General features: G+C 38.7%; 25 protein-coding genes. 15 read left to right on the forward strand and 10 right to left on the reverse strand.

The window, feature by feature from the left end; genetic code table 11:
- From ACZ1GR_RS10600 to ACZ1GR_RS10620, 5 genes are all read right to left on the reverse strand, one after another.
- Nucleotides 1–1,155: a methionine aminotransferase gene (locus ACZ1GR_RS10600; protein ID WP_472608954.1), complete on the reverse strand. Its 1,155-nt coding sequence runs from the start codon at nucleotides 1,153–1,155 to the stop codon at nucleotides 1–3.
- 32 nt (nucleotides 1,156–1,187) lie between these two features.
- Nucleotides 1,188–1,670, reverse strand: coding sequence for a very short patch repair endonuclease (locus ACZ1GR_RS10605; RefSeq protein WP_472608955.1), 483 nt, complete (start codon nucleotides 1,668–1,670; stop codon nucleotides 1,188–1,190).
- A gap of 62 nt (nucleotides 1,671–1,732) precedes the next feature.
- Nucleotides 1,733–2,479 (reverse strand): succinate dehydrogenase/fumarate reductase iron-sulfur subunit, encoded by a 747-nt coding sequence (locus ACZ1GR_RS10610; protein WP_472608956.1) that lies wholly within the window; start codon nucleotides 2,477–2,479, stop codon nucleotides 1,733–1,735.
- A 5-nt stretch (nucleotides 2,480–2,484) separates the two neighbouring features.
- Entirely contained in the window at nucleotides 2,485–4,488 is a 2,004-nt protein-coding gene (locus ACZ1GR_RS10615) for a fumarate reductase/succinate dehydrogenase flavoprotein subunit (RefSeq protein ID WP_472608957.1), read from the reverse strand.
- 2 nt (nucleotides 4,489–4,490) lie between these two features.
- The gene (locus ACZ1GR_RS10620; protein ID WP_472608958.1) at nucleotides 4,491–5,159 is read right to left on the reverse strand and encodes a succinate dehydrogenase cytochrome b subunit; all 669 of its coding nucleotides are present in this window, start codon (nucleotides 5,157–5,159) and stop codon (nucleotides 4,491–4,493) included.
- Between the two features lie 276 nt (nucleotides 5,160–5,435).
- Between ACZ1GR_RS10620 and ACZ1GR_RS10625 the strand changes: the two genes are divergently transcribed.
- The 3 genes from ACZ1GR_RS10625 (at nucleotide 5,436) to ACZ1GR_RS10635 (ending at nucleotide 8,021) form a co-directional block, all read left to right on the forward strand.
- On the forward strand, nucleotides 5,436–6,326 hold the full coding sequence (locus ACZ1GR_RS10625; RefSeq protein WP_377767484.1) for a RimK family alpha-L-glutamate ligase: 891 nt from the start codon (nucleotides 5,436–5,438) through the stop codon (nucleotides 6,324–6,326).
- Nucleotides 6,304–7,269: a succinylglutamate desuccinylase/aspartoacylase family protein gene (locus tag ACZ1GR_RS10630; protein ID WP_472608959.1), complete on the forward strand. Its 966-nt coding sequence runs from the start codon at nucleotides 6,304–6,306 to the stop codon at nucleotides 7,267–7,269. The genes ACZ1GR_RS10625 and ACZ1GR_RS10630 overlap by 23 nt, the downstream gene beginning before the upstream one ends.
- Before the next feature lie 98 nt (nucleotides 7,270–7,367).
- Nucleotides 7,368–8,021, forward strand: coding sequence for a peroxiredoxin-like family protein (locus tag ACZ1GR_RS10635; RefSeq protein ID WP_472608960.1), 654 nt, complete (start codon nucleotides 7,368–7,370; stop codon nucleotides 8,019–8,021).
- A gap of 40 nt (nucleotides 8,022–8,061) precedes the next feature.
- Here the strand turns inward: ACZ1GR_RS10635 and ACZ1GR_RS10640 are convergent, their stop codons facing one another.
- A complete protein-coding gene (locus ACZ1GR_RS10640; RefSeq protein ID WP_472608961.1) occupies nucleotides 8,062–8,451 on the reverse strand; it encodes a DUF2721 domain-containing protein in 390 nt (129 codons plus the stop codon).
- Nucleotides 8,452–11,301, reverse strand: a complete 2,850-nt coding sequence (locus ACZ1GR_RS10645; RefSeq protein ID WP_472608962.1) for a glycosyl hydrolase — start codon at nucleotides 11,299–11,301, stop codon at nucleotides 8,452–8,454.
- 176 nt (nucleotides 11,302–11,477) lie between these two features.
- Here ACZ1GR_RS10645 and ACZ1GR_RS10650 point away from each other — a divergent pair, with 176 nt between their 5' ends.
- From ACZ1GR_RS10650 to ACZ1GR_RS10665, 4 genes are all read left to right on the forward strand, one after another.
- Nucleotides 11,478–11,759, forward strand: a complete 282-nt coding sequence (locus tag ACZ1GR_RS10650; protein WP_377767479.1) for a hypothetical protein — start codon at nucleotides 11,478–11,480, stop codon at nucleotides 11,757–11,759.
- Nucleotides 11,760–11,852: 93 nt separating this feature from the next.
- A complete protein-coding gene (locus ACZ1GR_RS10655) occupies nucleotides 11,853–13,142 on the forward strand; it encodes an aminopeptidase P family protein (protein ID WP_472608963.1) in 1,290 nt (429 codons plus the stop codon).
- A gap of 37 nt (nucleotides 13,143–13,179) precedes the next feature.
- Nucleotides 13,180–13,740 carry a hypothetical protein gene (locus tag ACZ1GR_RS10660; RefSeq protein WP_472608964.1) on the forward strand — a complete coding sequence of 187 codons (561 nt, stop codon included), beginning with the start codon at nucleotides 13,180–13,182 and terminating at the stop codon, nucleotides 13,738–13,740.
- A gap of 11 nt (nucleotides 13,741–13,751) precedes the next feature.
- Complete coding sequence (locus ACZ1GR_RS10665; RefSeq protein WP_472608965.1) at nucleotides 13,752–14,147, forward strand: hypothetical protein; 396 nt, start codon at nucleotides 13,752–13,754, stop codon at nucleotides 14,145–14,147.
- Between the two features lie 9 nt (nucleotides 14,148–14,156).
- Here ACZ1GR_RS10665 and brnQ read toward each other — a convergent pair whose 3' ends face one another.
- Nucleotides 14,157–15,437, reverse strand: a complete 1,281-nt coding sequence (gene brnQ / locus ACZ1GR_RS10670; RefSeq protein ID WP_472608966.1) for a branched-chain amino acid transport system II carrier protein — start codon at nucleotides 15,435–15,437, stop codon at nucleotides 14,157–14,159.
- Between the two features lie 252 nt (nucleotides 15,438–15,689).
- Here brnQ and ACZ1GR_RS10675 point away from each other — a divergent pair, with 252 nt between their 5' ends.
- On the forward strand, nucleotides 15,690–15,950 hold the full coding sequence (locus ACZ1GR_RS10675) for a hypothetical protein (RefSeq protein WP_377767474.1): 261 nt from the start codon (nucleotides 15,690–15,692) through the stop codon (nucleotides 15,948–15,950).
- On the opposite strand, the gene thiL is transcribed toward ACZ1GR_RS10675, so the two are convergent.
- Nucleotides 15,947–16,996, reverse strand: coding sequence for a thiamine-phosphate kinase (gene thiL, locus ACZ1GR_RS10680; RefSeq protein WP_377767473.1), 1,050 nt, complete (start codon nucleotides 16,994–16,996; stop codon nucleotides 15,947–15,949). The genes ACZ1GR_RS10675 and thiL overlap by 4 nt on opposite strands.
- A gap of 95 nt (nucleotides 16,997–17,091) precedes the next feature.
- Nucleotides 17,092–18,549 carry a Gfo/Idh/MocA family protein gene (locus tag ACZ1GR_RS10685; RefSeq protein WP_472608967.1) on the reverse strand — a complete coding sequence of 486 codons (1,458 nt, stop codon included), beginning with the start codon at nucleotides 18,547–18,549 and terminating at the stop codon, nucleotides 17,092–17,094.
- A 132-nt stretch (nucleotides 18,550–18,681) separates the two neighbouring features.
- Here ACZ1GR_RS10685 and ACZ1GR_RS10690 point away from each other — a divergent pair, with 132 nt between their 5' ends.
- From ACZ1GR_RS10690 to sufC, 7 genes are all read left to right on the forward strand, one after another.
- Complete coding sequence (locus ACZ1GR_RS10690) at nucleotides 18,682–19,920, forward strand: choice-of-anchor B family protein (protein WP_472608968.1); 1,239 nt, start codon at nucleotides 18,682–18,684, stop codon at nucleotides 19,918–19,920.
- 16 nt (nucleotides 19,921–19,936) lie between these two features.
- A complete protein-coding gene (locus tag ACZ1GR_RS10695; protein ID WP_472608969.1) occupies nucleotides 19,937–21,268 on the forward strand; it encodes a hypothetical protein in 1,332 nt (443 codons plus the stop codon).
- A gap of 83 nt (nucleotides 21,269–21,351) precedes the next feature.
- Entirely contained in the window at nucleotides 21,352–22,509 is a 1,158-nt protein-coding gene (locus ACZ1GR_RS10700) for a hypothetical protein (protein ID WP_472608970.1), read from the forward strand.
- Nucleotides 22,510–22,687: 178 nt separating this feature from the next.
- Entirely contained in the window at nucleotides 22,688–23,017 is a 330-nt protein-coding gene (locus ACZ1GR_RS10705; RefSeq protein WP_472608971.1) for a HesB/IscA family protein, read from the forward strand.
- A 14-nt stretch (nucleotides 23,018–23,031) separates the two neighbouring features.
- Entirely contained in the window at nucleotides 23,032–24,477 is a 1,446-nt protein-coding gene (gene sufB, locus ACZ1GR_RS10710) for a Fe-S cluster assembly protein SufB (protein WP_472608972.1), read from the forward strand.
- Between the two features lie 46 nt (nucleotides 24,478–24,523).
- Nucleotides 24,524–25,396, forward strand: a complete 873-nt coding sequence (locus ACZ1GR_RS10715; RefSeq protein WP_472608973.1) for an N-acyl homoserine lactonase family protein — start codon at nucleotides 24,524–24,526, stop codon at nucleotides 25,394–25,396.
- Between the two features lie 6 nt (nucleotides 25,397–25,402).
- Nucleotides 25,403–26,155 (forward strand): Fe-S cluster assembly ATPase SufC, encoded by a 753-nt coding sequence (sufC, locus tag ACZ1GR_RS10720; RefSeq protein ID WP_472608974.1) that lies wholly within the window; start codon nucleotides 25,403–25,405, stop codon nucleotides 26,153–26,155.
- Nucleotide 26,156 lies beyond the last annotated feature (1 nt).

A 26,156-nucleotide genomic window follows, 5' to 3' on the forward strand; every position in this document is an offset into this window, starting at 1 on the left:
CTATATTTTATTTAAAATATCGGCCGCTTGTTGAAGTGTTTCTTCTTTTTTTGCAAAACAAAAACGTAGCATTTTATCGTTTCTGTAGTTTAAATTAAATTCTGAAACCGGAATGCTTGCCAATTTATGTTCAAGAATGAGACGCCTTACAAGTTCATCATCCTTCTCATCTGTAATCTCCGAATAATCTAAAATTTGAAAAAATGAACCTTGGCTAGGGGTAAATTTAAAACGTGAATCTTTAATGGCATCTAAAAAGAAATCCCGTTTCTTTTGATAGAAAGCACCTAACTCTAAATAGTGGTGTTCTTTTTCAAGGTATGTAGCCAAAGCATGTTGTACGGGTCTGGGTACACAAAACACATTAAATTGATGTACTTTTTGAAATTCATGCATAAGCTCTTGGGGAGCTACGCAATAACCGATTTTCCAACCAGTAACATGAAAGGTCTTTCCAAAAGAGGAGCATATGATGCTTCTAGAAGCCAAATCTTTAAAACGTGAGACACTTTGATGTATTTCACCATCAAAAATAATATGCTCATACACTTCATCGCTCAATAAAATAATATTGGTACTACGTAGAATTTCTTGTAACCGTAACATATCGTTTTTTGAAAAAATACGACCTATGGGGTTATGGGGCGTATTTATGATTACCATTTTGGTCTTGGCAGTTATTTTGGTTTTAAAGAGTTCCCAATCTACTTCATAGTCAGGTGCATCCAGTTCTACATGAACGGTAAGGCCTCCATTGATTTTAATGGCAGGCTCATAACAATCGTATGCAGGTTTCAGAACAATTACTTCGTCACCAGCATTTATGAAAGCTGTAATAGCGGTATAGATAGCTTGAGTAGCACCTGCTACTATCGTAATTTCGTTTTCAGGGGAATAGTGATGGCCATTAAGTTTTTTAATCTTATCGGATAGTATCTCGCGCAGCTCTGGAAGCCCTTTCATGCCTGCGTATTGGTTGTGCCCGTTTCTCATTGCTTTGCTGACAAGTTCTATGAGCTCTGGGTCAGCTTCAAAATTGGGAAACCCTTGTGATAGATCAATGGCATCATGTTTTCTGGCCAAGTCACCTACAACCGTGAAAATTGTCGTTTTAACATCTGGGAGTTTAGAGTTTACGGTTGGTGCTGTAATCATGGCGAAAAATTAGTTAACTAAGCTACCTTATTTTATTTAATTTGTCGTTGTACCGCTTCTAAATGGAGGATTACTTTTTGAAGACAGTTATCCAATTCTTTTTTTATATCCGTTTCCCAAAAGCGAAATACGGTATAACCTAATTCCAGAAGCTCTTGGTTAACTTCCTTGTCCCGTTGCATGTTTCGCTCAATCTTGGCAATCCAGAACACACGGTTGGTCTTTATTTTAGGCTTACGTTTTCCCCAATTATAACCATGCCAGTATTCACCATCTATAAAAATAACTGTTTTGTATTTTTTTAAGGCAATATCGGGTTTGCCTATTAGTTTTTTATAATCGATTCTATATCTGTAACCTGCCGCGTATAGCGCTTTTCTAAAAGCAAGTTCGGGCTTGGTATTTTTACCCCTGATTTTGCCCATAATCTTTGAGCGTTGAGGGGTGGTGTAAAAACCAGATTTCTCATTGAATCGAGGGACTTTAATACGCTCTTCCGAATATTTCCTAGGCATATTTAAAAATAAAAAATCCTGCTCGGATGGGAGCAGGATTCATATGTTTAAAAAAGTCGTGTTTATCCCTTAATGTTTGCCGCTAAATATTCCCTATTCATACGGGCAATGTTCTCTAATGAGATTCCTTTAGGGCATTCTACTTCGCAAGCTCCAGTGTTGGTACAGTTACCAAAACCTTCCAAGTCCATTTGGCGCACCATATTTTGAACGCGGTCAGCAGCTTCTACTTGACCTTGAGGTAGCAAAGCAAACTGAGATACTTTTGCAGAAGTAAATAACATAGCACTTGCATTTTTACAAGCGGCCACACAAGCTCCACAACCAATACATGCAGCAGAATAAAAAGCCTCATCTGCGTCATGCTTATCGATTGGAATAGAATTGGCATCTTGGGTATTTCCGGAAGTATTTACAGAAACATAGCCACCAGCTTGCTGAATACGGTCAAAAGCACTTCTGTCAACAATTAAATCTTTAATTACAGGAAAAGCTTTTGCTCTAAAAGGCTCAATAACAATAGTGTCACCGTCATTGAATTTACGCATGTGTAATTGGCAAGTTGTAACCAAACGGTCCGGGCCATGAGGCTCGCCATTAATTTGTAAAGAACATGAACCACAAATACCTTCACGACAATCGTGATCAAATTCTACGGGTTCTTCACCTTTTGCGATTAAATCTTCATTTAAGATATCTAACATCTCTAGAAAAGACATATCACCTTCAACACCATCAAGGGTATATTCGGCCATCTTGCCTTTGGCGTTAGCATCTTTTTGTCTCCAAATTTTTAAGTTTAACTTCATAGCAATTATTTATAGGAGCGTGTTTTCAATTCAATATTTTCGTACTTCAAAGTCTCTTTGTGAAGCTTCGCATCTTTTGGCTCACCTTTGTACTCCCAAGCGGAAACAAATTTGAAGTTTTTATCGTCCCTCAGGGCTTCCCCTTCAGGAGTTTGGTATTCTTCACGAAAATGACCACCGCAAGACTCGTTTCTTGTTAAGGCGTCTTTAGCAAAAAGCTCACCTAATTCTAAAAAGTCGGCAACGCGACCAGCTTTTTCAAGCTCTTGGTTTTTAGCATTGGCTTCTCCGGGAATTCTAACATTTTCCCAGAAGTCTTTACGTAATTCAGAAATCTCTGCAATAGCTTCTTTAAGCTCTTTTTCATTACGGGACATTCCGCATTTGTTCCACATGATTTTACCTAATTTCTTATGATAATAATCCACGGAATGTTCTCCTTTGCCGGCCATTAGTTTCTCTAACCTATCCTTAACATCTTTTTCTGCAGCTTCGAACTCTGGAGAATCTGTAGAGATTGGTCCCGTTCTAATATCATCGGAGAGATAGTCCCCAATAGTGTAAGGCAATACAAAATAACCATCTGCTAAACCTTGCATTAGTGCCGAAGCACCAAGTCTATTGGCCCCGTGGTCACTAAAGTTTGCTTCACCGGCGGCATAACATCCGGGTATGGTTGTTTGTAAGTTATAATCCACCCAGAGTCCGCCCATAGTGTAATGCACGGCAGGGTAAATCATCATAGGAGTTTTATACGGATTCTCATCAACGATTTTCTCGTACATCTGAAATAAGTTTCCGTATTTGGCCTCTATAATTTCTTCACCTAGTTTTATGATAGTAGCTTCATCGGCATTTTTCATACCTGAGGTAAGTGCCTTTTCGGTTCCGTACCTTTTAATGGCTGCAGAGAAGTCTAAATAAACAGCTTCACCGGTTTTGTTAACTCCGAAGCCGGCATCGCAACGTTCTTTTGCCGCTCTAGACGCCACATCACGAGGCACTAAATTTCCGAAAGCGGGATATCTACGTTCTAAATAATAGTCGCGTTCTTCTTCAGCAAGTTGTGTTGGCTTTAATTTACCAGCACGAATTGCTTCTGCATCTTCTTTGCGCTTCGGCACCCAAATACGACCGTCGTTACGTAATGACTCTGACATCAAGGTCAATTTAGACTGATGATCCCCCGAAACCGGAATACAAGTTGGGTGAATCTGCGTAAAACAAGGGTTGGCCATAAATGCACCTCTTCGGTGTGCTCTCCACGCAGCCATTACATTACTACCCATTGCATTGGTTGAAAGAAAGAATACATTCCCATAACCACCAGTGGCCAAAACCACGGCATGTGCCGAATGTCTTTGTATTTCTCCGGTGACCAAATCCCTAGCTATGATACCACGTGCTTTTCCATCAACCAATACCAAATCCATCATTTCGTGACGGTTCATTGGTTTGATTTTTCCTCTGTTGATTTGACGGTTCATTGCGGAATAGGCGCCTAGTAACAATTGTTGTCCTGTTTGTCCTTTGGCGTAGAAAGTTCTAGAAACCAATACGCCACCAAAAGAACGATTGTCTAACAAACCTCCATACTCACGTGCAAAAGGCACACCTTGAGCAACACATTGGTCAATAATGTTGACAGATTCTTGCGCTAAGCGATATACATTGGCCTCCCTAGATCTGTAATCACCACCTTTAATAGTGTCGTAAAATAATCGGTAAGGGCTGTCTCCGTCACCTTGATAGTTTTTTGCTGCATTGATTCCACCTTGGGCAGCAATAGAATGCGCGCGTCGTGGTGAATCTTGGTAGCAGAATGTTTTTACATTATAACCCAATTCTGCAAGAGTTGCTGCAGCTGAACCGCCGGCCAGACCGGTACCAACAACGATAATATCGATGTTTCTTTTGTTGGCCGGGTTGACTAGGTTAATGTCGTTTTTATGTTTGGTCCATTTTTCGGCCAATGGGCCTTCAGGAACTTTAGAATCCAATACTCCCATAATTAATGTGTTATTGGGTTAAGGTGGTGGTACAATGCTATAAAAGCAAAGCCTAATGGAATTACCACCGCGAAGATTTTAGCAAATGTTTTGATAGCTGGCGTGTATTTATTGTTCAAGCCCATACTCTGAAATGATGATGCAAAGCCATGCCATAAATGAAGGCTCAGCAAAACAAACGAAATCACGTATATAACCGTTCTCCAGAACGGAGCGAATTTTTCGACAGTTTCCGCATGATATCTTGTTGGGTCTTCCGGAAGTACATCAATGTATTTGTAACTCATTTCATGTACCCAAAAATCGTAGAAATGAAGACCTAAAAAGGCTAGTACGACCAGGCCTGAATATATCATGTTTCGAGATACCCAAGGTGCATTGGCACTACCTTTATATTTTACATAGCTTACCCCCCTTGCGCTTCGGTTCTGAATCTCCAAAACAAAGCCCATTAAAAAATGGATGATTACCCCAGCGATAAGAATAGGCTGAAGCAGATATTGCACCAAAGGATTATAGCCCATAAAATGAGACCAAGTATTAAATGTCTCTGGGTCAATAACGGAAGTAATATTGATGGTAAAATGTTGCGCCAAGAAAAAGACAAGAAAAAGACCTGAAAGCGCCATCACTACTTTTCTGGCCAGCGAAGATTTAATCAATCCACTCATTTGTTAGTTTTTTAACATTACAAAGTTACGGTACGGGCAAGTTATTAACAACTTTTACAACGTTTTCGTATTTTATTTATAATCAGTTTAAGCGAAGAATTTGAATTGTTTAAGATATGACTTTTTTGTTTGCATAAAATGATTAAAAAGCTGAACAAAATAAATTTAGATTATTACCAATTATAAAACTATTTAAAAAATAAAAAGCACTTTATCGTCAAATCAAAAATTTTTGAGCGATATTGAAAGGGTATATAATTTGCTTTTTATATTGGTATGGATATCGCCCTTCTGTCGGTAAGTTTAAATGTACATTCTACGAGAAGAATTGCTGAAGAAGCTGAAAAACTTGGCCATTATGTAGAACTTATTGACCATACCAAATGCTCCGTAAAATTAGGAGATGGTAAACCAAAAATATTTTTAGGCGAAGAAGATGTTACCAATGAGTTTGATGCAATAATTCCTCGAATAGGCACAAAAGTTACTCGTCATGGTGCGGCCATTGTAAAACAATTTGAAATGAACGGTGTTTTCAGTACTGCCCGATCTTTAGGTATTACCAGAGCCAGAAATAAAGTGCGTACCCTACAGATAATGGCGAGAAAAGGTATCCCTATTCCTGAAACCTTATTTTCGATAAACCCTGATAATATTGCTGAACAGATACGTATTTTGGGCGGTGCACCCGTGATTATAAAAATTCAGGAAGGAACGCAGGGGATGGGCGTTATTTTGGCTGAAAGCAAAAAGTCAGCAAAATCGATTATCGATACTTTTTATAAAATGGACACGAGTATTCTATTGCAGCGTTATGTTGAGGAGGCCAATGGTGAAGATATTCGCATTATTGTTGTGGGCAACAAGGTGGTGGCCAGCATGAAACGTACCAGTGAGATTGATGAGTTTAGATCTAATGTGCATCGAGGAGGCAAAACGGAGGAAGTTGAGATTAGCCCAAGAGAAAAATATATTGCGCTTAACGCTACAAAATATTTAGGCCTTGGCGTTTCAGGAGTGGATTTAATGCGTTCAAAGAACGGACCAGTTTTATTAGAAGTCAACGCATCCCCAGGATTAAAAGGAATAGAAGGAGCCACTGGGGTAAATGTGGCAAAACATATCATTCAATTTGTAGAAAGAAATGCCCTTAGAAAACGAAAATAAGACCCTAACCATTAATGGTGATGATATCAAACCAGGGCAAAATAAGCTGGTGCGAATTCAAATTTCACGTTTGCCCACAGGTACCTTAATCGATATTCCCGTGCATGTTTTTAACGCCAAAAAACCGGGGCCGACAGTTTTACTTCAGGCCGGGCTCCACGGTGATGAAATTAATGGTGTTGAGACCCTAAGAAGAATGTTAGAACAGAACGATTTCAATATTGAAAAAGGAGCCGTTATTGTGGTTCCTATTTTAAATATTTTCGGGTTCATCCATTTTTCTAGAGATGTGCCCGATGGTAAAGATGTGAACAGAAGTTTTCCTGGCACAAAATCCGGTTCTTTAGCAAGTAGGATGGCTTATCATTATACCAATAAAATTTTACCTCAAATCGATTTCGGAATCGATTTGCATACTGGTGGAGGTCAACGCCATAATTACCCTCAAATACGGTATACCGCTGAAGATGAAACTAGTAAAAACCTGGCAGAAATTTTTAACGCTCCAATCTATTTCGCTTCCAAATTAATTTCAGGTTCTTTTCGTAAAGCAGCTTTTAAAATGCATAAACCTATAGTTGTTTATGAAGCTGGAGAGAGCATGCGTTTTGACGAACTCTCGATACAAACTGCTATTGAAGGTATCAAGAATGTACTTATTGAGTATGGAATGTTGACCGGTTCTAAATCATCGCAAAAAGAGAATGTACATTTAGAAAGTACAAGATGGGTGAGGGCATCAAGGGCGGGTATGTTCATTCCGGAAGTTGAGAATGGGGCGGCGATAGAAAAAGGACAGACGCTAGGTGTCATTACAGATACTTTTGCTAAAAGAAGTAAAAAGATATTGGCTCCTTCAGATGGATATGTTTTCTGTATAAACCATCAAGCAGTGGTTAACCAAGGAGATGCTTTATTCCACATAGGCCTACAGTATCAATAACTGCTTATTTTGAGTATGCTTAGCCTTAACAGTATTTTAACCCATTGCTGGATAATGATTTAAATTTTACACGACCTAAGTGAGTAAATAGTATAACTATGTCACTTACAGAAACATTATTAGCGTATAACAAAAAAAGTAGAGAACGAATTCCTGCTGCCAGTTTGGCCATTATGGATAGGGCCACTAAAGCCTTGGTAAATGAGAATATTATAAATAATAGTATTAAGAAGGGTGATACACTTCCGGTAACTCAACTTGTAAATGCGAAAGGAGAAAAATTGGACCTTGCCAAACTATTGGATAACGGCCCGTTGGTTATTTCTTTTTATCGCGGTGGATGGTGCCCTTATTGTAATTTTGAGCTAAGGGCCTTACAACAGATTCTACCAGAGCTAAAGCAATTGGGGGCAAATTTGGTCGCGATAACACCAGAGACGCCGGATAATTCGCTTACTACGGTAGAGAAAAATGAAATTGCTTTTGACGTGCTAACAGATTATGATAACTCGTATGCCAAAGAGCTCGGTTTAGTCTTTAAAATGCCACAGGACCTTCAAGAAGTATACAATGCCTTTGGTATTGATTTAGAATCCCATAACGAAAATTCAAATTATGAACTACCGATGCCAGCGACATTAGTTGTTGGGCCAAATAGAGAAGTATTGTATTCTTTTGTAAATGAAGACTATACTAAAAGAGCTGATACAGTTGCTATTTTAGAAGCTTTAAAGCAATTGCAACTGGCTTAGACAATATAAAAGCCCAAGTAAGCATTTACTTGGGTTTTTTTTACTCCTCCATATTTTTTAGTTGAATTCCCAATGCTTTGGTGGATAATTGCACCTCGATTAATGAAAGAATCAAGGATATCATTAAAAAAACCAAACTAATTCCAAAAATGATATTTGCCCATACTTCAAGTTCCACATAGACCAAAAACATGGTAACCGCTGCCAACAGAAAACTTACAATAGCGGTAGCTTGCATATTTTTAATGATATCCAGTCGTTTTCGAAGTTGTTCTATCTGCTTTTTGAGCGGTGCAGTGGCATCGTTTGAATACTGCCCGTGAAGATTTCGAATTAAAGCGGCAATGGCCAAATACCGAGCGTTATAGGCCAGCATTGTCAACGAAATAGCGGGAAAAAGTAATGCAGGAATGCTTAGGGTTAGTTGCATTTATTTTATTTCAAATTCGATTGTTTCTTTTTCGCCATTGCCAGAAATCTCAACAATATAGTTCCCTGTAGGCAAATACGTTTTCCCATTTTTCGCTTCGGTCAATTTCATTTTATTTTTTTTAAGAAAGTTACGCTTACCTTCTTTGGTAAAAGCAACATCATAAGACAAAATATTTAATCCCTTAGCGGCATCTATTTCCGTAGCACTAACTTCAATTCCGTCTGCAGTTTTAACCACAGCAGTACAAGTACCTGGTTTTGAGCAATAAAAAGTCACATCAAGTCCTGGGGTTTGTGGTTTGCCCCAACTGCTCCAGCTGCTTCCCCAACGTTTAGAGTGTTTTATAGCATCCACTTCAAATACATACAAATCATCATTCAAAATGCTAGTATTCATTTGCTGTAGCTTCGATATGTCCGCTTTGTAAATGCTGCGCCCATGTGTACCGACTAATAAATGTTTTGCTTCAGGTTGAATGACCAAATCGTGCACGGCAACGTTAGGCATTCCGTTTTGGAATAATTCCCATGATGCACCTTGATTAAAGGAAACATAAAGTCCGTTATCGGTTCCAACAAATAGTAAATTTTCGTTTTCCGGATCTTCAACTAAAGCATTGACCGGTGAAGTGGGAATTCCTTTTGAAATACTTTTCCAGGTTTTTCCAAAGTCGTTGCTCATAAATACATAAGAAGTAAAATCATCAAAACGGTAGCCATTTAAGGTGGCATAAACACGTTCTTTTTTGTGCTTGGAAGCAGCAACTTCACTCACCCATAAATTTTTTGGAAGCGATGCTGAAACATTCTCCCAACTACCTCCCGCATTTTTAGAAACGTGAATTAAACCGTCATCACTACCGGTATACAACAAACCAAATTTGAATGGCGATTCCGAAATTGTGGTTAGGGTTCCGTAGGCAACATTTCCTTCTTTAGACCCTTGGGTTAAATCGTCAGAAATAGCTTCCCAATCGTTACCTTGGTTTAACGAGCGGTGTAATTTATTTCCACCTAAATATAAAATATCTTGATTGTGAGATGAAAGCAGTATTGGGGTTTGCCAATTAAAGCGATACGGTGCCTCGCCCAACTCATGTTTTGGTTGAATACGGGTTTGTTTGTTTTTTCCTAAATCCAAACGATAATAATTTCCAAATTGAAATCCGGTGTAAACAACATTAGAATTTCGGTTGTCAATTTGTACCTGCATGCCGTCACCACCCATAATCATTTCCCATGGATTCTTGCCAGACTGCTGCCAACGGTTGTTTTCTTCTGATGTGTGAGCGCCTTTCCAAACCCCGTTGTCTTGGAGACCGCCGTAAACATTATATGGTTTTTCGTTATCAACATTTATAGCGTAGAATTGACCAACGGTAGGTGAATTGTTCTTCATCCAAGTACCGCCATCATCGTAAGTGATATTTACGCCACCATCATTTCCATTGATTAGATGGCCGGATCTTTTAGGATTTATCCAAAGGGCATGATGGTCAGCGTGTACATTTTCTTTGCCAATAGCGGTTAAAGTGTTTCCGCCATCATTGGACATAATTAAGGGTACCCCGGCCAAATAAATCTTGTCTTTATCGGAAGGGTCCACACGTACTTGTGCAAAGTAATATCCATAGCTATAGAAAAGGTCATCAATATAATCTTGGTTCATTTTTCTCCATGTTTTTCCGGCGTCATCACTACGATAAACTTCTGCTCCTATTACTGGGGTATCGAACAGGGCAGAATTGGCATTCTCTAAATATTTGGCTAAATCGGCTGGTTTTACAGCACCATCTTTAACCATATTTTTTACATTTTCGGCACGGTACTTTTCTTGAAAACCATTTGTTTTAAGATATGTGTTGAGTTTCTTATTGTTTAATGCCAGAAGCGTCTCTGTGGACATGGTTTTAAAATCGTCTTTTGTCAACTCATCAGAAGACTTTTTCTTCTTTCCATCAGATTCACGTCTAAACTGATTATCATGAACAGCATATACCGTGACGTCATCAAAAACGGCCAAACCGATTCTGCCCAAACCATTACCAGTTGGGAAACCACTTTCCGTTGTGGTCGAAAGCGTCCAAGTTGAACCTCCATCAACACTTTTATAAATTCCTGAGCCCGAACCGTTACCAGTAAAATTCCAAGCTTTACGGTCTTTTTGCCAAGCTGCGGCATATTGAATGTTGAAATTGTTTGGTGAACAGGCTACATCGATAATGCCTGTTTCATCATTTATAAATAAGGTCTTTTTCCATGACTTGCCACCATCGGTCGTTTTGTAGATTCCGCGTTCTTGATTCTTTGAATAGAGATGACCTGTAACACCGACCACCACTTCATCAGGGTTGTTGGGATTTAGTATAATTCTACCAATATGGTGCGAATCCTTTAGCCCCATATTCTCCCAAGTTTTACCTTTATCCGTTGACTTTAAAATGCCGATACCGGCATATGAAGAACGCGAAGAATTATTCTCTCCGGTACCCACCCATATGATTTTGTTCTTCCAATCCACTGCAATCTCACCAATATTTTGGGTTTGTGAATTGTCTAAAATAGGTTCGAAAGAAATACCATTAGAGCTTGTATGCCATAAACCACCCGAAGCATAAGCCACATAAAATTCCGTGGTATTATCCGGATTTACTTCCAAATCTACTACGCGACCGCTCATCACAGAAGGGCCAATATTTTTTAGGGGAATATTTTTTACGATGGAGTTTTTTGCCATTTCAGCCTTTTGGCTCAATGCTTTTTCGACTTCAGCTGCAGAAGTAGCAGACTGCTGTGAAAAACTTAATTGCATAATTAAGAAAGAAAAAAGAAAAAGGAAGTGTCTCATTATGGGTTGATTTAATTTGAAGTGGAAGTTATGAATAACCCGCTATTACAACAAACTAATAAGAGCTAAAAAATGAAGCTAAATAATTGAATAGATGACAATTAATTATATAAATTTTTGCGATTTCCATTAAAATGACGTTTATTTATTATCAAGTAACCATTAAAACTAAAAACATGGAAGAGTATTTGCCATTAATTATTCAGCTTATTTCTGGAGCTGTAGGCGGAAACGTAGCAGGTAAGTTATTGCCAAAACTGAATTTAGGAACACTTGGAAATTCCATTTCAGGAATTTTAGGTGGAGGACTTGGAGGATATCTTTTAGGTATGCTCGGACTAGCAGGTGATGGAGGTATGGATGTAGCGGGAATTCTGGGTAGCGTAGCTGGCGGTGGCGTCGGAGGTGGAGTAATAATGGCAATAATTGGCGCTATTAAAGGCGCAATGTCAAAATAACTAAATAACTACCAACTTAAACTTAGGGCCTTAGGGCCCTTTTTTGTTTTGTAAGGGTATGCGGAATCGCTATTTTTGAGAAAATACTTCCTGATGAAATACGATAAAATTCCCAATACACTTTTCATAAAGAATCGCAAGAAGTTTATGGCCAAGATGAAGCCGAAAAGCATTGCGGTATTCAATTCCAATGATGTTTATCCAATAAGTGCTGACGCTACAATGCCTTTTGAGCAGCATAGAGATATCTTTTATTTGAGCGGTGCAGACCAAGAAGAAACTATCTTGGTTTTATTTCCTGATGTGATGGATAAAAAGCATCGCGAAATCCTTTTCGTAAGGGAAACGAATGAACATATTGCCGTTTGGGAAGGCGAAAAATTGACCAAAGAAAAGGCGACTCAAGTTTCAGGTATTAAGACTATTTACTGGCTATCAGATTTTGATAAGGTCTTTTTTGATATCATGACCGAAGCGGATACGGTTTACTTCAATACCAACGAACACTACCGACAAGCTGTAGAAACCCAAACCCGAGAAGATCGGTTTATCTTAAAATGTAAACAAGAATTCCCGGCACACCAATGGGCAAAAAGTTTTCCTATCTTAAATGAAATAAGGGGGGTAAAAGAACCCGAAGAAATCGAACTGATGCAAACGGCCTGTAATATTACCGAGAAGGGCTTTCGTAGACTACTCGGTTTTATAAAACCGGGTGTTTGGGAATATGAAATAGAGGCTGAATTGCTACATGAGTTTATCCGAAACCGTTCAAAAGGTTTTGCATATACGCCCATTATAGCCTCTGGTAACAATGCGAATGTGCTGCATTATATAGAGAACAATCAGCAGTGCAAGGATGGGGATTTGATTTTAATGGATGTTGCTGCGGAGTATGCCAATTACTCCAGTGATTTGACAAGAACCATTCCCGTAAACGGAAAGTACACCAAACGGCAAAAAGAAGTTTATAACGCCGTACTTCGCGTAAAAAACGAAGCTACTAAACTATTGGTGCCCGGCACGCTTTGGGCTGAATACCATAAAGAATGTGGTAAACTTATGACTTCAGAATTATTGGGCCTTGGTTTGTTGGACAAAGCGGATGTGCAAAACGAAAATCCTGAGTGGCCTGCCTATAAAAAATACTTTATGCACGGTACAAGCCACCATATTGGTTTAAATACCCACGATTATGGCGTGCTAAAAACACCCATGAAAGCCAATATGGTATTTACGGTAGAACCTGGTATCTATATTCCTGAAGAAAACATGGGGATTCGTATAGAAGATGACGTGGTAATTCAAGAAAAAGGAGAACCTTTTAATTTAATGGCAAATATTCCTATCGAGGCCGATGAAATTGAGGAGTTGATGCGGTAGTAGAACAGATGCTTTACTCATAAACAAACCTAAAATTATGAAGGGGATATCGATTCTAATAGTATGTATTTTGTTGTTGACGAGTTGTAAAAACGTTGCACCTTCTAGTACTCCCACAAAAGAGACGCTTGCAAGCGAGTTCATTGATGCTTTTTATTCATTTGACAAGGTTAGGCTGGCTTCGGTACTTTCGGAGGCCAAAGAATCACAACCTAGCATCTTATATTATCAGAAATGGGCTAAATGTGGAAATTATATGGTATTGAATCGGCAAGATTTTGTGGTTCAAAACGATTCAACCCTACTTTGTCCGGTAACGGTGAAAGACGACCTTATGGCAGCTTTGGCCATAGACTTTAATGTTACCGACACTTTTCGAATCACCGTAAAAAAAGGGAATATTCGTTCTGTCACTACTTCTTCAAATGACCCTGATTTGTATTACACGGCAAAAGACTGGGTAAAACAAAATAGAAACGAAATTATTGAAGTGCCCTGTGACGGTATTTGGGAAGGAGGGCCAACACCTTGTGAATGCATAAAAGCTATGATTAGAGGTTTCGGAGAATTTAAAAAGGAAACCAATACTGAACCTTAAATACATAAAGATTGGAACATTGGGTGGTATTTGCAAAATATAGTATCATTGCTTTTGGTGCGTTTATAATATTAGCTGGTTTTTTAATGTTATTTAACCCTAAAAAAACAAGTGCAATTTTAAAGAAGGCAGGGAGCACTAACCTGATTAACTATGGAGAATTAGTGATAAGAATGATACCGGCAGCAGCTTTGGTATATTATTCCGGTTTTTCGAAATCTCCAGAATTTTTCAAATTTTTAGGCTGGGTAATGCTAATCACTTCCACAGTGCTACTAATTTTACCAAGAAGACTACATCATGCTTATTCGCTAAAAGCAGCAGAAATACTTAAGCCACTTTATTTTCAATTCATTTCTCCGCTTGCCTTTTTCTTTGGCGGATTTTTAATTTATGCTTCGATTTAAGTAATCTTATTAAAGGGTGTTCTTATTTCTAGAAATAAGATTAGCCCCTACAAAAACTAAAAGAGCCGGCAATACCCAACCCATTTGAAATTTACTCAAAGGAATCCATTTAGAGATTCCGGCGACAGCTTCACCTAATCCGATACTCCCTAAGAAATCAGGAATACTAAAAACAATAGTGGCGAGTACAACTGCTCTAAAAACTTGTTTGGAAGCATATTTATTCGGGAGAACATTCAGCAGAATAAGAACGATTGTTATTGGGTAAATAAACATTAATGCCGGAATTGCAACAGCTATAATGTAATGAACATCAAACTGCCCCATAAGCACCCCTAAAATGCACCCTATTACTGCAGTGATAACATAGGCGGTTCGAGAATCTTTAAACTGGCCCTTTACAAAATCTGCCGTACCGGTAACGATACCTACGGCAGTAGTGAAGCAGGCCAAGCTTACCAAAACACTTAAAAAGAAGCTGGCCGTACTTCCTAAGGTTTTAATGCTAATACCACTCAAAAGGGCGGTTCTTGAAATATCTGAATCAAATGAAGTGTGCATCATGGCACCAGTTACAATTAGACCTGCATAGATTAAAAAAAGACCCAGACCTGCCAACCATCCTGCTTTGGCAATTAAAGTTCGTTTGGCCGAATAATTTGATTCGGTATGTTTGAGGTTGATAGAAATGATAATTACCCCACCGACAACGACCGCACCAATGGCATCAAAAGTTTGATAGCCCTCTAAAATGCCGCTTGAAAAAGGACTGGGGAATACGTTTTCGCCAAAACTAAATTCAAAATTGAAAATCGTGGTACAGACTATGGCCAATAAAATTAGAATTATAGCTGGGGTCAATAGTTTTCCGATAATATCTAAAATTTTAGATCTATTCACCACAAAAAGAAATACCAGAACGAAATAAACGACACTGGTCAATAAGGGTGAAGAATCGAACAAAGGTTGAACGCCCATTTCATGTGTAACCGAGGCTGTTCGTGGCGATGGTAAACTGATTGAAATGGCATAAACGATATAACAGTAAATCAAACTAAAAGTTGGCGATACTTTTTTGGCAAAATCGAACATTCCGCCCTGTAATTTGGCGTGAGCTAAGATTCCCAATATTGGAATTAAAACTGCCGAAATACAAAACCCGAGTGCAACCAACCACCAAGTATCACCGGCTTTAAAACCAAGCTGAGGTGGAAGAATAAGATTTCCTGCCCCAAAAAACAACGAGAAAAGTGCGAAAGCGACTACAACGGTGACTTTTTTGCTGTACATGTGTCTAAATTATTTGTTAATATAGGTCAAAATTGTATATTGTTTCCGGTGTTAATCACCGATACTTTTTAACACTTAATCGATGTATTTCATCGAAAAGTCTAATTGTCAACTAAATACATATACTAAAACATAGGCGCAAATCGTTCAACTACATACAAGGTGAATAATTTGTCTTGTAAAAATCAACAAAAAGAAATAATAATCCCGCATTTTCGACCCCAAATCGTTATGCTAACAGCTCCCCGGCTTATGAAAAAAACTACCCCTGAAGGAAATAAATTAACTGGCATTTTCTGCCATATTTTTGGACACCACTACACCGTTTCAAAACGAGTTACGGAGCATATTAAAGAGTACAAATGTCTGCATTGTCAAAAACAGGTTACCACTGATGAACGTGGTAAACTTTCTGCGTTGACCCCTGTTATGCAAGAAATAAACAAGACTTTGGAAGAGATGTACCAAAAGCGTAACCGCAGAACCAGTACCGTAAGAAGACAAGTAGCCTAAGAGGCATTAAAACTATTCCAGCCTTGGGCCGTGATAGGAATCTTGGTATTATTTCTTGCCACAAGATGTGCCCCTTCGCTCTGTTGGGTCATATGACCGATTACAGTTAGATTAGGATTGCCCTTAATTTTATCAAAGTCAGCTTGAGCTATCGTAAACAACAGCTCGTAATCTTCGCCTCCGCTTAAAGCAATCATCGTACTATCCATTTTAAACTCCTCTGATGCTGAAATGACAGTTGGGTCTAAAGGAATTTTTTCTTCATATAGATTACACCCTACTTTGCTTTGTTCGCACAAATGCAAAATTTCTGAGGATAGGCCATCACTAATATCGATCATGGCCGTAGGCTGTACCTCCAACTTTTCCAATAGGTCTACAATATCTTTTCTCGCTTCTGGCTTTAATTGCCGTTCTATTAAATAAGAGTAAGGCTCCAGGTCTGGTTGATTTTGAGGATTTACCTTAAAAACCTCCTTTTCCCTTTCTAAAATCTGAAGGCCTAAATAAGCACCGCCAATGTCACCGGTTACAACAAGAAGGTCATTTTCTTTGGCGCCTGACCGATAGACCAGCTTTTCTTCATCAACTTCGCCAATAGCGGTAATGCTTATGAGCATCCCTTTAGTTGAAGATGTGGTATCGCCACCAATTAAATCTATTCCATAAACTTTACATGCAGCAGCTACTCCAGCATAAAATTCCTCTAAAGCTTCTAACGGAAAACGATTTGAAACTGCCAAGGACACTGTTATTTGTGTAGCGTTGGCATTCATGGCATATATATCTGACAAGTTCACTACTACGGATTTGTAGCCTAAATGCTTTAGGGGCATATAGCTTAAATCAAAATGTACACCCTCAACCAATAAGTCTGTAGAGACCACTGTTTTTTTTGATTTAAAATCTAAAACGGCGGCATCGTCACCGATGCCTTTTAGTGTAGATTTATGATTGAGTTCAAAGTCTTTGGTGAGGTGTTTTATAAGTCCGAATTCACCAAGCTCTTCAATTGAAGTCCGTTGTTCGTTTTTATCCGCTAGCATTTTGCAAAAGTAAGGAGTAAACCTAACATGTAGGCATAAAAAAACTGGAGCTAAAAAACTCCAGTTTCAATTTTTATCTTTTAGAAAAATTACTGCTACCAACCCATAGAGTACCCTTCTCTATACGTTCGTTTTACATACTTATTCGCGGGTTCAAAATTGGTCACTTTCATGTTTTTGGCATCCCATTGCAAGCGTTTTCTACCGTAGTATTGCCCACCGCCACTCCAGAAACCTTTGTTCTCTGCTTTAGGGTCTACTTCAAAATAGGCTTTTAGAGCTAAATTACCGATGAGAATGCTCTCGGTAAAAGGCCCTGCATAATCAAAGGAAGAACTGGTTTCGGCATTACCATAACCGGCCATGCAGGCATTTACCCATTGCAGGTAATGCCCCTCAGGAACTCTCGGTAAAGTTTCTTCAACGTCAAACTGTTCGTTGAGTGATAATGGCAGTAATCTTGGATTGGCCCCATAACAATCTGCCATTAATTTTCCTTTTGTGCCTATAAAGAGCACGCCACCATCCCAGTTACCTAGGGCTTCGTTATCGCCTAATTCCTCGGGTCTTTCAGGTAGAAGTCCACCATCCATCCAAGTAACCTTTATGTTTCCTTTACCATCTGTTCTTGGATATTTTAGGTGGATTTTACTCGAGTTAGGAAAACTTTTAGGGTAGTCTTTATATTGAAAATTACCGCTGAAAGAATCCGAAACACTACACTCTACCTGAGTAGGATAGAGTATAGGCAGAATTCTATAAACCGGATCCATAATGTGACAGGCCATATCACCCAAAGCACCAGTTCCAAAATCTGACCAACCGCGCCAATCAAAAGGAAGATAGGCATCATTGTAATCTCGCATTGCTGCTGTACCTAACCAAAGGTCCCAGTTGAGCCCCTTAGGAATTTTATCTTTTTTCGTAGGGGTTTGTAATGCCTGTGGCCATATAGCCCGATTGGTCCAACATTTTACAGTGTGGACTTCTCCAATGATTCCCGTATTATAAATTTCCTTCATTTTTCGGACACCTTCGTCTGAAGCACCTTGATTACCCATTTGGGTGACCACTTTGAATTTTTTGGCTGCCTCTGTCAACATCCTGGCCTCCCATATATCATGGGTTAAAGGTTTCTGTACATAAACATGTTTGCCCATCGCCATTGCTTGATAGGCAGGTACGGCGTGGTTATGGTCAGGTGTGGAAACAGAAACAGCGTCTATGTTTTTACCCTCTTTCTCAAGCATTTCCCTAAAATCTGCATAATAACTGGCACTTGGGAAAGCTTCTCTTGACCTAACGGCCAACCTATCATCTACATCGCATAATGAAACGATATTTACGTTGGGGCTTTCTGCAAATGATGTAAGATCACTATGGCCTTTACCACCTACACCAATACCCGCAATATTGAGCTTATCGCTAGGAGGAATGTAACCCTGGCCGCCTAAAACATGTCGGGGAACAATCATAAATCCGGTAGCTGCCAAGCTGGTGTTTTTAAGAAAATTTCTTCGAGAATTTTTATGGTAAGGTCTCTTTTTAGCCATAGGAAATAAGGTTTTTTGATTTCGCCCTTCAAGTTAATTCAATTAATTGATTTTAAAAGAGCTGATAGCCAAATTTTTAAGGCACGAATTTTGTGTTTTGTATCTTTACGATTCACTAAAAGTTTCTATGCTATGAAACAGATGTACCTACTGCTATTGCTTTTCGTTTTTTTTGGATGCTCTTCAAGTAGTGATGACCTACCAGCGGGTAATAACACTAATCTAGATAATCAAGATGCTGAATTTCAATCTGGTTTTATCCCATGCGAAAATGGTATGGCCGCTAATTTCCCATGTGATGGATATGATTTGTTGGGAAGACTAAACCTTTCAGAGTTATCGGCTTCAGCAGCAAATGATATTTGGGGTTGGACTGATAGTAGTAGCGGTAAAGAGTATGCTTTGGTCGGACTGGATAACGGTACTGCTTTTGTTGATATTTCTGAAGACGACCCGATTTATCTGGGCAAATTACCTACAGCTACAAGTTCAAGCCCTTGGCGAGATGTCAAAATCTATCAAGACTTTGCTTTTATTGTTGCAGAAGCCTCAGGCCATGGCATACAGGTTTTTGATTTGACAAAACTTAGAAATGTAAGTAATCCACCCCAAACTTTTGCCGCAGACCAGCGTTATACAGGCATCGGTAACGCCCACAATATTGTAATTAATGAAACAATGGGCTTCGCTTATCCCGTGGGTACGGCAAGAAGTGATGCGTTTAATGGCGGTGTACATTTTATTGACATTCAAGACCCGTTAAACCCAACTGCTGTTGGCGGATATGGAGCTGATGGATACAGTCACGATGCCCAGGTAATTTCATATACCGGGCCGGATACTGATTACGCAGGAAGGGAAATTTTTATCGGAGCAAACGAAGACCAAATTGCAATTGTAGATATTACCGATAAGGCCAACCCAACAAGAATTGCCACCCTAAACTATAGTCAGTTGAGTTACACCCATCAAGGATGGTTTACTGAAGACCAACGGTATTTTCTTTTAGGTGATGAATTAGATGAACGTGATTTTGGCTTTAACTCAAGAACCTTGATCTTTGACCTGCAAGATTTAGACAATCCTATATTGCACACCACCTATACCGGTCCAACGGCTGCTATTGACCACAATGGTTATGTCTTGGGCGATGAGTTTTTCTTGGCCAATTATTCCGCAGGAATGCGTGTTTTGGACATTTCACAAATTGGTAGTGAAGTTATTACGGAGACAGGCTTTTTTGATACCTTACCCGCTAATAATGCAATAAGTTTCGATGGTGTTTGGAGTGTTTATCCCTATTTTGAAAGCGGAAAAATTGTAATCAATGACATCAATTCAGGCCTTTTTATTGTAAAGAAATCAAACTAATAAAATTCTTTTAGCTATGAAGAAGGTTGTTTTTGGTTTAGCGATATGCTTAGTGTTTGCCTGTAGTGACGATGATAATAATTCGGAAAATATAGAGGCGGTAAACCAAAGTACTTGGATTAAAAATTTTGGAGGCTCAGGTGATGATTCGCCAAGAAGTATACTACAGACAACAGATGGAGGCTTTGTCGTATTCGGTTTTACGAATAGTACGGACGGCGATTTGTCAGCTAAAACACTAAACGTAAACGACTATTGGTTGCTAAAGTTAGATGCCGAAGGTAATTTACAATGGCAAAAAACCTATGGAGGAAGCAAAGATGATCGTGGGCAAAAAGTGATACAAACCGCCGATGGCGGATATGCCATTACGGGCTATGCTATGAGTGATGATGGAGATGCGAGTAATAATGAAGGGTTCCACGATAATTGGGTGCTTAGGTTAGATGCTTTGGGTGAAATTTTATGGGAAAAAAGTTTTGGCTTTTCTGGCCATGATCACTCTTATGATATTATTGAAACTCAAGACGGAGGGCTATTTTTTTCAGGCTTTTTAGATGTGACCTCTTCCAATGGGGAGGGTAGTACAAGCAAGAATTCGGGCTTGACCAGGCATGGCGTTGGGGAATTTTGGGGAACGAAATTGGATGCCGACGGTACTATTGTTTGGCGTAAGTTTTTTGGAGGCACCAATAATGACAGATCATTTGGCGTGATAAATGCGTTTGATGGCGGATTTATACTTTCTGGAGCTTCCGAGAGTGATGATTTTGACATTTCCGACCCAAAAGGAAGCTATGATTTTTGGGTAGTAAAAGTTGATAAGAACGGTACTTTAGAATGGGAGCGGTCTTTTGGAGGCACAGGTATAGAACAATCAAGAGATATATCGAAAACGGCGGATGGTAATTATGTGATTGTGGGCAATACTTTCAGTGCCGATACACAAGTAACCAAAAACAACGGAAGCTCTGATGTTTGGTTGATAAAAATAAGTCCTGCTGGAGAGCTAATCTGGCAACACAGTTATGGGGGTAGTGGGTTCGATTCTGCCGACTCGGTAAATCTCGCAATAAACGGTGGTTTTATCATATCGGGTAATTCTAAAAGCACTGATAAAGACGTATCGGTAAACCAAGGAGAAAATGATTTTTGGATACTGACCACAGACGCTCAAGGAAATCTTTTAAGCGAGTTTTCCATGGGAGGTACAGATTTAGACTTTGCCTATGACGCCATTGAAGTCAATGATGGTAGTATTTTTGTAGTTGGTGAAACGGCGAGTGGCGATTTCCCCGAAATCGAACATAAAGGAGGGGTAGATTTGGTTGTGGCGAAGATTAGATAAATGTTTTTAAATTACCCTGAAAACCGTTAACTCGATTTTGTTTGAATAACAGAACTTTGATTTAGTCTGTATCGTTATTGCCCATGAAAAATTCTAAAAGAAAATTATTTGTAGAAGCTTTATTGGTTCTTACCTGTTTGGTTGTATTAGCAAGCCTTGTCTATCATTTTTATCAACAAAACCAGAAAAAAGAAACAGCCTATGCACAAGAATATGCATTAAAAGAACAAGTAGTTTGGGATTTATATTACCACTATGAAAATTTAAAGGATTTTGCCTCTAGTTGGAATTCATATTACGCAAAACTATCTTTAAATAGCAATAGGGATACCATCACACATTCAAAATACACGGTAAAGGAGTTAACGCGTTTACATGATAGAATAATCAGCGGTATTTCCAATTATGAGAACAATGCAGTGATTAACCATCACAAAATCGATATTTCACAAATCTCGAACTTATATCCGGTTGGTTATGATTCTAGGCAGCTTTTGAGCACTTACCAGTTTAGAGAAAAATTGTATGCACAAGCTAAAGAATTAAATAGTATTTATGTTAGTTTGGTAACTAATACTAGAACAACTGATTCCGTTGATACTTCTTACAGCACGGAAAGTAAATTCTATTCCTATTTTTCGTCTTTGAGAAGACTTGATAAAGTAATTTATGAACTTTTATCGGATGAATACCCTAGAAGTTTAAAATACGCTGTCAGCACAGAAAATGACTTTACACTTAGCGCTAAAAATAGACTGTTTAGCACGCAAGTTTCAAATGTAAGATTACCGTCCGAATATCGTGTCTATACCCCTGAAGCCTTATATTTAAAGCAAAACATGATGAATTGTTTAGATGAGAAAAACATTCGAATAAAAAATTTAGAGTTCGAGGTCAATCAGGGCAAAGCACTACTTCTTGTTATTACAGATACTTTAAAAAACGAAAGCCTGGAACAAAACAAAATCGCAAAAAATCTTTCTTCATGTTATGCTACAATGAAAAAAGATTATGAAAGGGAATTATTCTTGTATATAGAAGACGTAGAGGGTAGCGCTAAAATTCAATGGCCAGGCCAGAAAGAGCTTATACCGCTGTCAGAGCAAAATCAGGATTCTTTTTTTAATTTTTATGAAGAGAATTCCACCCCTTATATCGTTGAGGGAACATTTTCTCCACTTTACCAATGGTACCCAAAAACCATAGAAGAAGCTATTAAAGCGTATAATAACGCACCTTAATTAATGGCTTTTCAGAGCATTAAAACATATTGACCGTAATTTTGGTCATGCTAAACCCTGTTTAAGCTTTCGATAGAAAAAGTTTATCAAAACATACGTTATAATAATGTTAGGAAATAGGCAGAAATCCTACTTATCACCTATATTTGTAAGCTATTTAGATTTAATCTAGTTAATTATGATTCAAGTATCAGAAACAGCTAAACAGAAAGTCATCAACTTAATGACTGAGGAAGGGTTTGATGCTACAAAAGATTACGTACGTGTAGGGGTCAAAAGTGGCGGTTGTAGCGGTCTTTCCTATGAATTGGATTTTGATAATAAAATGGGTGAAACCGATAAGGTTTTTGAAAATAACGATGTTCGAATAATAGTCGATAAAAAAAGTTTTTTATATCTGGTCGGAACCGTCCTCGAATACTCTGGCGGTTTAAACGGTAAGGGCTTTGTTTTTAATAACCCAAATGCCCAAAGAACATGTGGCTGTGGTGAAAGCTTTTCATTATAAAGAGACATTAGAAGATGGCATATACAGAAGAGGAATTAAAGAAAGAGTTAGAAACCAAAGAGTATGAATATGGTTTCTACACCAATATAGAATCGGATACTTTTCCTAAAGGTTTAAACGAAGATATTGTCCGTGCTATTTCCAAGAAGAAAAACGAGCCGGAATGGATGACCGAGTGGCGTTTGGACGCCTTCCGCATTTGGGAAAAGATGGAAGAACCAGAATGGGCGAATGTTCATTACGAAAAACCAGATTTTCAGGCCATCAGTTATTATTCCGCACCAAAAAAAGCAGACCCTAACAAAACTTTAGATGACGTAGATCCTGAGTTACTTGAGATGTACAAGAAGTTGGGAATTTCTGTAGATGAGCAAAAAAAGCTTCAAAATGTCGCGGTTGACATTGTTGTAGATTCGGTTTCCGTAGCCACTACATTTCAAAAGACTTTAGCCGAAAAGGGTATTATTTTTATGCCGATTTCAGAGGCAATTCAAGAACACCCTGAATTGGTTAAAAAATATATGGGTACGGTTGTCCCTAAAAAAGATAATTTTTATGCTGCATTAAATTCCGCAGTTTTTACAGATGGCTCTTTTTGCTATATTCCGAAAGGGGTAAAATGTCCTATGGAACTGTCCACCTATTTTAGAATTAATGAAGGAGGTACAGGTCAGTTTGAACGCACTTTGGTCATAGCCGATGAAAGCAGTTACGTAAGTTATTTAGAAGGGTGTACCGCACCTTCACGTGATGAAAATCAATTGCACGCCGCGGTTGTGGAATTGATTGCTCTAGATGATGCAGAAATCAAATATTCAACGGTACAAAACTGGTTTCCAGGAAATAAAGAGGGTAAAGGTGGTGTTTACAACTTTGTAACGAAAAGGGGTCTATGCGAGACAAATTCCAAAATTTCTTGGACCCAGGTCGAAACAGGTTCTGCAGTTACCTGGAAATATCCTTCTTGTATCCTCAAAGGAAATAATTCGGTTGGTGAATTCTATTCAATTGCCGTTACCAATAATTTTCAGCAAGCCGATACGGGTACGAAAATGATTCACTTGGGCAAGAATACGAAGAGTACCATTATTTCAAAAGGTATCTCTGCCGGAAAATCACAAAACAGTTATAGAGGCTTGGTTCAGATTGGCTCTCGGGCAGAGAACGCAAGAAATTTTTCACAATGTGATTCTTTGTTAATGGGCAACGAATGCGGTGCGCATACTTTTCCATATATCGAAGCTAAAAATAAATCGGCTCAAATAGAGCATGAGGCAACGACCAGTAAAATAGGTGAAGACCAAATTTTTTATTGCAATCAAAGAGGTATCGATACTGAAAAGGCAATAGCATTAATTGTAAACGGTTTCAGTAAAGAGGTACTCAACAAGCTTCCAATGGAGTTTGCTGTTGAAGCACAAAAACTATTGGAAATAAGCCTTGAAGGTTCAGTAGGCTAATTAACCTGTCACACTGAGCCTATCGAAGTGTAATAGAAACATGAAAATGAAAAAAATACTACTCACATTTTTAATTTCGGCAACGCTTTTTTCTTGTAAAGAGATAAAAAAAGAAGCTGAGGAAGCTATCACAAAATCAGAAAAACCAGAAGTAAAACTGTATACTTTTGATGGGGGTACGGTTATGGTGAACAATTTGGAATTGTTCTCTCAAGACACCACATACCATGGGCAATCTAAAGAGTTTGCCGATGCATTTTATGTGATCTCACATCCTAAAGGAAATTTAATGTGGGATGCAGGTCTTCCTGAAGCTTTAGTGGCTTCCCCAGAACCTGTGACGCCTCCGGGTGGTGCATTCACTATTTCAAGAAGGGATTTTGTTCTAAATCAGTTAAAAAGTATCGATATGACAGCTGATGATATTGATTATATCGCACTCTCCCATTCACATTTTGACCATAGTGGCCATGCCAATGTTTTTAAAGATGCCAAGTGGCTGGTTCAAGAGGCGGAGTACGCCATGGTTACCAGTGATGAAATTAAGAATAGTGAAAATGCTGGTCTATACGAGGCAATAAAAGAGCTTACCAACGTACAAAAACTAAATGGTGATTATGATGTTTTTGGTGACGGAAGTGTAGTGATAAAATCAATGCCTGGCCATACCCCGGGGCATCAAGTATTGTATTTGGATTTGATGGAAAATGGGCCAATACTTTTAACCGGTGATTTATACCATACCTATGAAAATAGAGAGCACAAACGTGTGCCCGTTTTTAATACAGATGTAGCACAAACATTAAAGAGTATGGAGGCTTTTGAGGCTTTTGCCAAAGAAAAGAATGCGAAAGTGTACTTGCAGCACCAAAAAGAAGATTTTAATAAAATGCCTAAGGCACCTAAATATTTAAATTAAGAGACGATGTTGAAAATCAATAATCTACACGCTCAAGTAGAGGATAAAGAAATACTAAAAGGAATAAACCTTGAGGTTAAAGCAGGTGAGGTTCATGCTATTATGGGGCCGAATGGTTCAGGTAAAAGTACCTTAGCTTCTGTAATCGCGGGCAAAGAAGAATTTGAGGTAACCGAGGGTTCGGTAGAATTGAATGGAGAAGATTTAGAAGATGTTGCTCCTGAAGAAAGAGCACACAAAGGGGTGTTTCTTTCTTTTCAATATCCGGTAGAAATTCCCGGTGTTTCTGTTACGAATTTTATGAAAACGGCCATCAATGAATCTCGTAAGGCTAGGGGCTTAGAAGATATGCCTGCTAAAGATATGTTGAAACTTATCCGTGAAAAGTCTGAACTACTTGAAATTGACAGGAAGTTTTTATCTAGATCATTGAACGAAGGTTTTTCGGGAGGGGAGAAAAAGCGTAACGAGATTTTTCAAATGGCCATGCTAGAACCTAAAGTTGCCATTTTAGATGAAACGGATTCCGGTTTAGATATCGATGCCTTGCGTATTGTTGCCAATGGCGTTAACAAGCTAAAGAGTAAAGACAATGCTGTTATCGTAATTACGCACTACCAAAGGTTGTTAGACTATATCGTCCCTGATTTTGTTCATGTCTTACATAATGGTAAAATAGTGAAGTCTGGCGGAAAAGAATTGGCTATGGAGCTTGAAGAAAAAGGATACGACTGGATTAAAAATGAAGCTGTAGTATAAG

It is taken from the genome of Croceitalea sp. W27 (assembly GCF_055693185.1).

Coding starts and splice junctions, on each gene's coding strand:
- ACZ1GR_RS10600 (WP_472608954.1), bottom strand. CDS start 1,155: ATGATTACAGCACCAACCGTAAACTCTAAACTCCCAGATGTTAAAACG.
- ACZ1GR_RS10605 (WP_472608955.1), bottom strand. CDS start 1,670: ATGCCTAGGAAATATTCGGAAGAGCGTATTAAAGTCCCTCGATTCAAT.
- ACZ1GR_RS10610 (WP_472608956.1), bottom strand. CDS start 2,479: ATGAAGTTAAACTTAAAAATTTGGAGACAAAAAGATGCTAACGCCAAA.
- ACZ1GR_RS10615 (WP_472608957.1), bottom strand. CDS start 4,488: ATGGGAGTATTGGATTCTAAAGTTCCTGAAGGCCCATTGGCCGAAAAA.
- ACZ1GR_RS10620 (WP_472608958.1), bottom strand. CDS start 5,159: ATGAGTGGATTGATTAAATCTTCGCTGGCCAGAAAAGTAGTGATGGCG.
- ACZ1GR_RS10625 (WP_377767484.1), top strand. CDS start 5,436: ATGGATATCGCCCTTCTGTCGGTAAGTTTAAATGTACATTCTACGAGA.
- ACZ1GR_RS10630 (WP_472608959.1), top strand. CDS start 6,304: ATGCCCTTAGAAAACGAAAATAAGACCCTAACCATTAATGGTGATGAT.
- ACZ1GR_RS10635 (WP_472608960.1), top strand. CDS start 7,368: ATGTCACTTACAGAAACATTATTAGCGTATAACAAAAAAAGTAGAGAA.
- ACZ1GR_RS10640 (WP_472608961.1), bottom strand. CDS start 8,451: ATGCAACTAACCCTAAGCATTCCTGCATTACTTTTTCCCGCTATTTCG.
- ACZ1GR_RS10645 (WP_472608962.1), bottom strand. CDS start 11,301: ATGAGACACTTCCTTTTTCTTTTTTCTTTCTTAATTATGCAATTAAGT.
- ACZ1GR_RS10650 (WP_377767479.1), top strand. CDS start 11,478: ATGGAAGAGTATTTGCCATTAATTATTCAGCTTATTTCTGGAGCTGTA.
- ACZ1GR_RS10655 (WP_472608963.1), top strand. CDS start 11,853: ATGAAATACGATAAAATTCCCAATACACTTTTCATAAAGAATCGCAAG.
- ACZ1GR_RS10660 (WP_472608964.1), top strand. CDS start 13,180: ATGAAGGGGATATCGATTCTAATAGTATGTATTTTGTTGTTGACGAGT.
- brnQ (WP_472608966.1), bottom strand. CDS start 15,437: ATGTACAGCAAAAAAGTCACCGTTGTAGTCGCTTTCGCACTTTTCTCG.
- ACZ1GR_RS10675 (WP_377767474.1), top strand. CDS start 15,690: ATGAAAAAAACTACCCCTGAAGGAAATAAATTAACTGGCATTTTCTGC.
- thiL (WP_377767473.1), bottom strand. CDS start 16,996: ATGCTAGCGGATAAAAACGAACAACGGACTTCAATTGAAGAGCTTGGT.
- ACZ1GR_RS10685 (WP_472608967.1), bottom strand. CDS start 18,549: ATGGCTAAAAAGAGACCTTACCATAAAAATTCTCGAAGAAATTTTCTT.
- ACZ1GR_RS10690 (WP_472608968.1), top strand. CDS start 18,682: ATGAAACAGATGTACCTACTGCTATTGCTTTTCGTTTTTTTTGGATGC.
- ACZ1GR_RS10695 (WP_472608969.1), top strand. CDS start 19,937: ATGAAGAAGGTTGTTTTTGGTTTAGCGATATGCTTAGTGTTTGCCTGT.
- ACZ1GR_RS10700 (WP_472608970.1), top strand. CDS start 21,352: ATGAAAAATTCTAAAAGAAAATTATTTGTAGAAGCTTTATTGGTTCTT.
- ACZ1GR_RS10705 (WP_472608971.1), top strand. CDS start 22,688: ATGATTCAAGTATCAGAAACAGCTAAACAGAAAGTCATCAACTTAATG.
- sufB (WP_472608972.1), top strand. CDS start 23,032: ATGGCATATACAGAAGAGGAATTAAAGAAAGAGTTAGAAACCAAAGAG.
- ACZ1GR_RS10715 (WP_472608973.1), top strand. CDS start 24,524: ATGAAAAAAATACTACTCACATTTTTAATTTCGGCAACGCTTTTTTCT.
- sufC (WP_472608974.1), top strand. CDS start 25,403: ATGTTGAAAATCAATAATCTACACGCTCAAGTAGAGGATAAAGAAATA.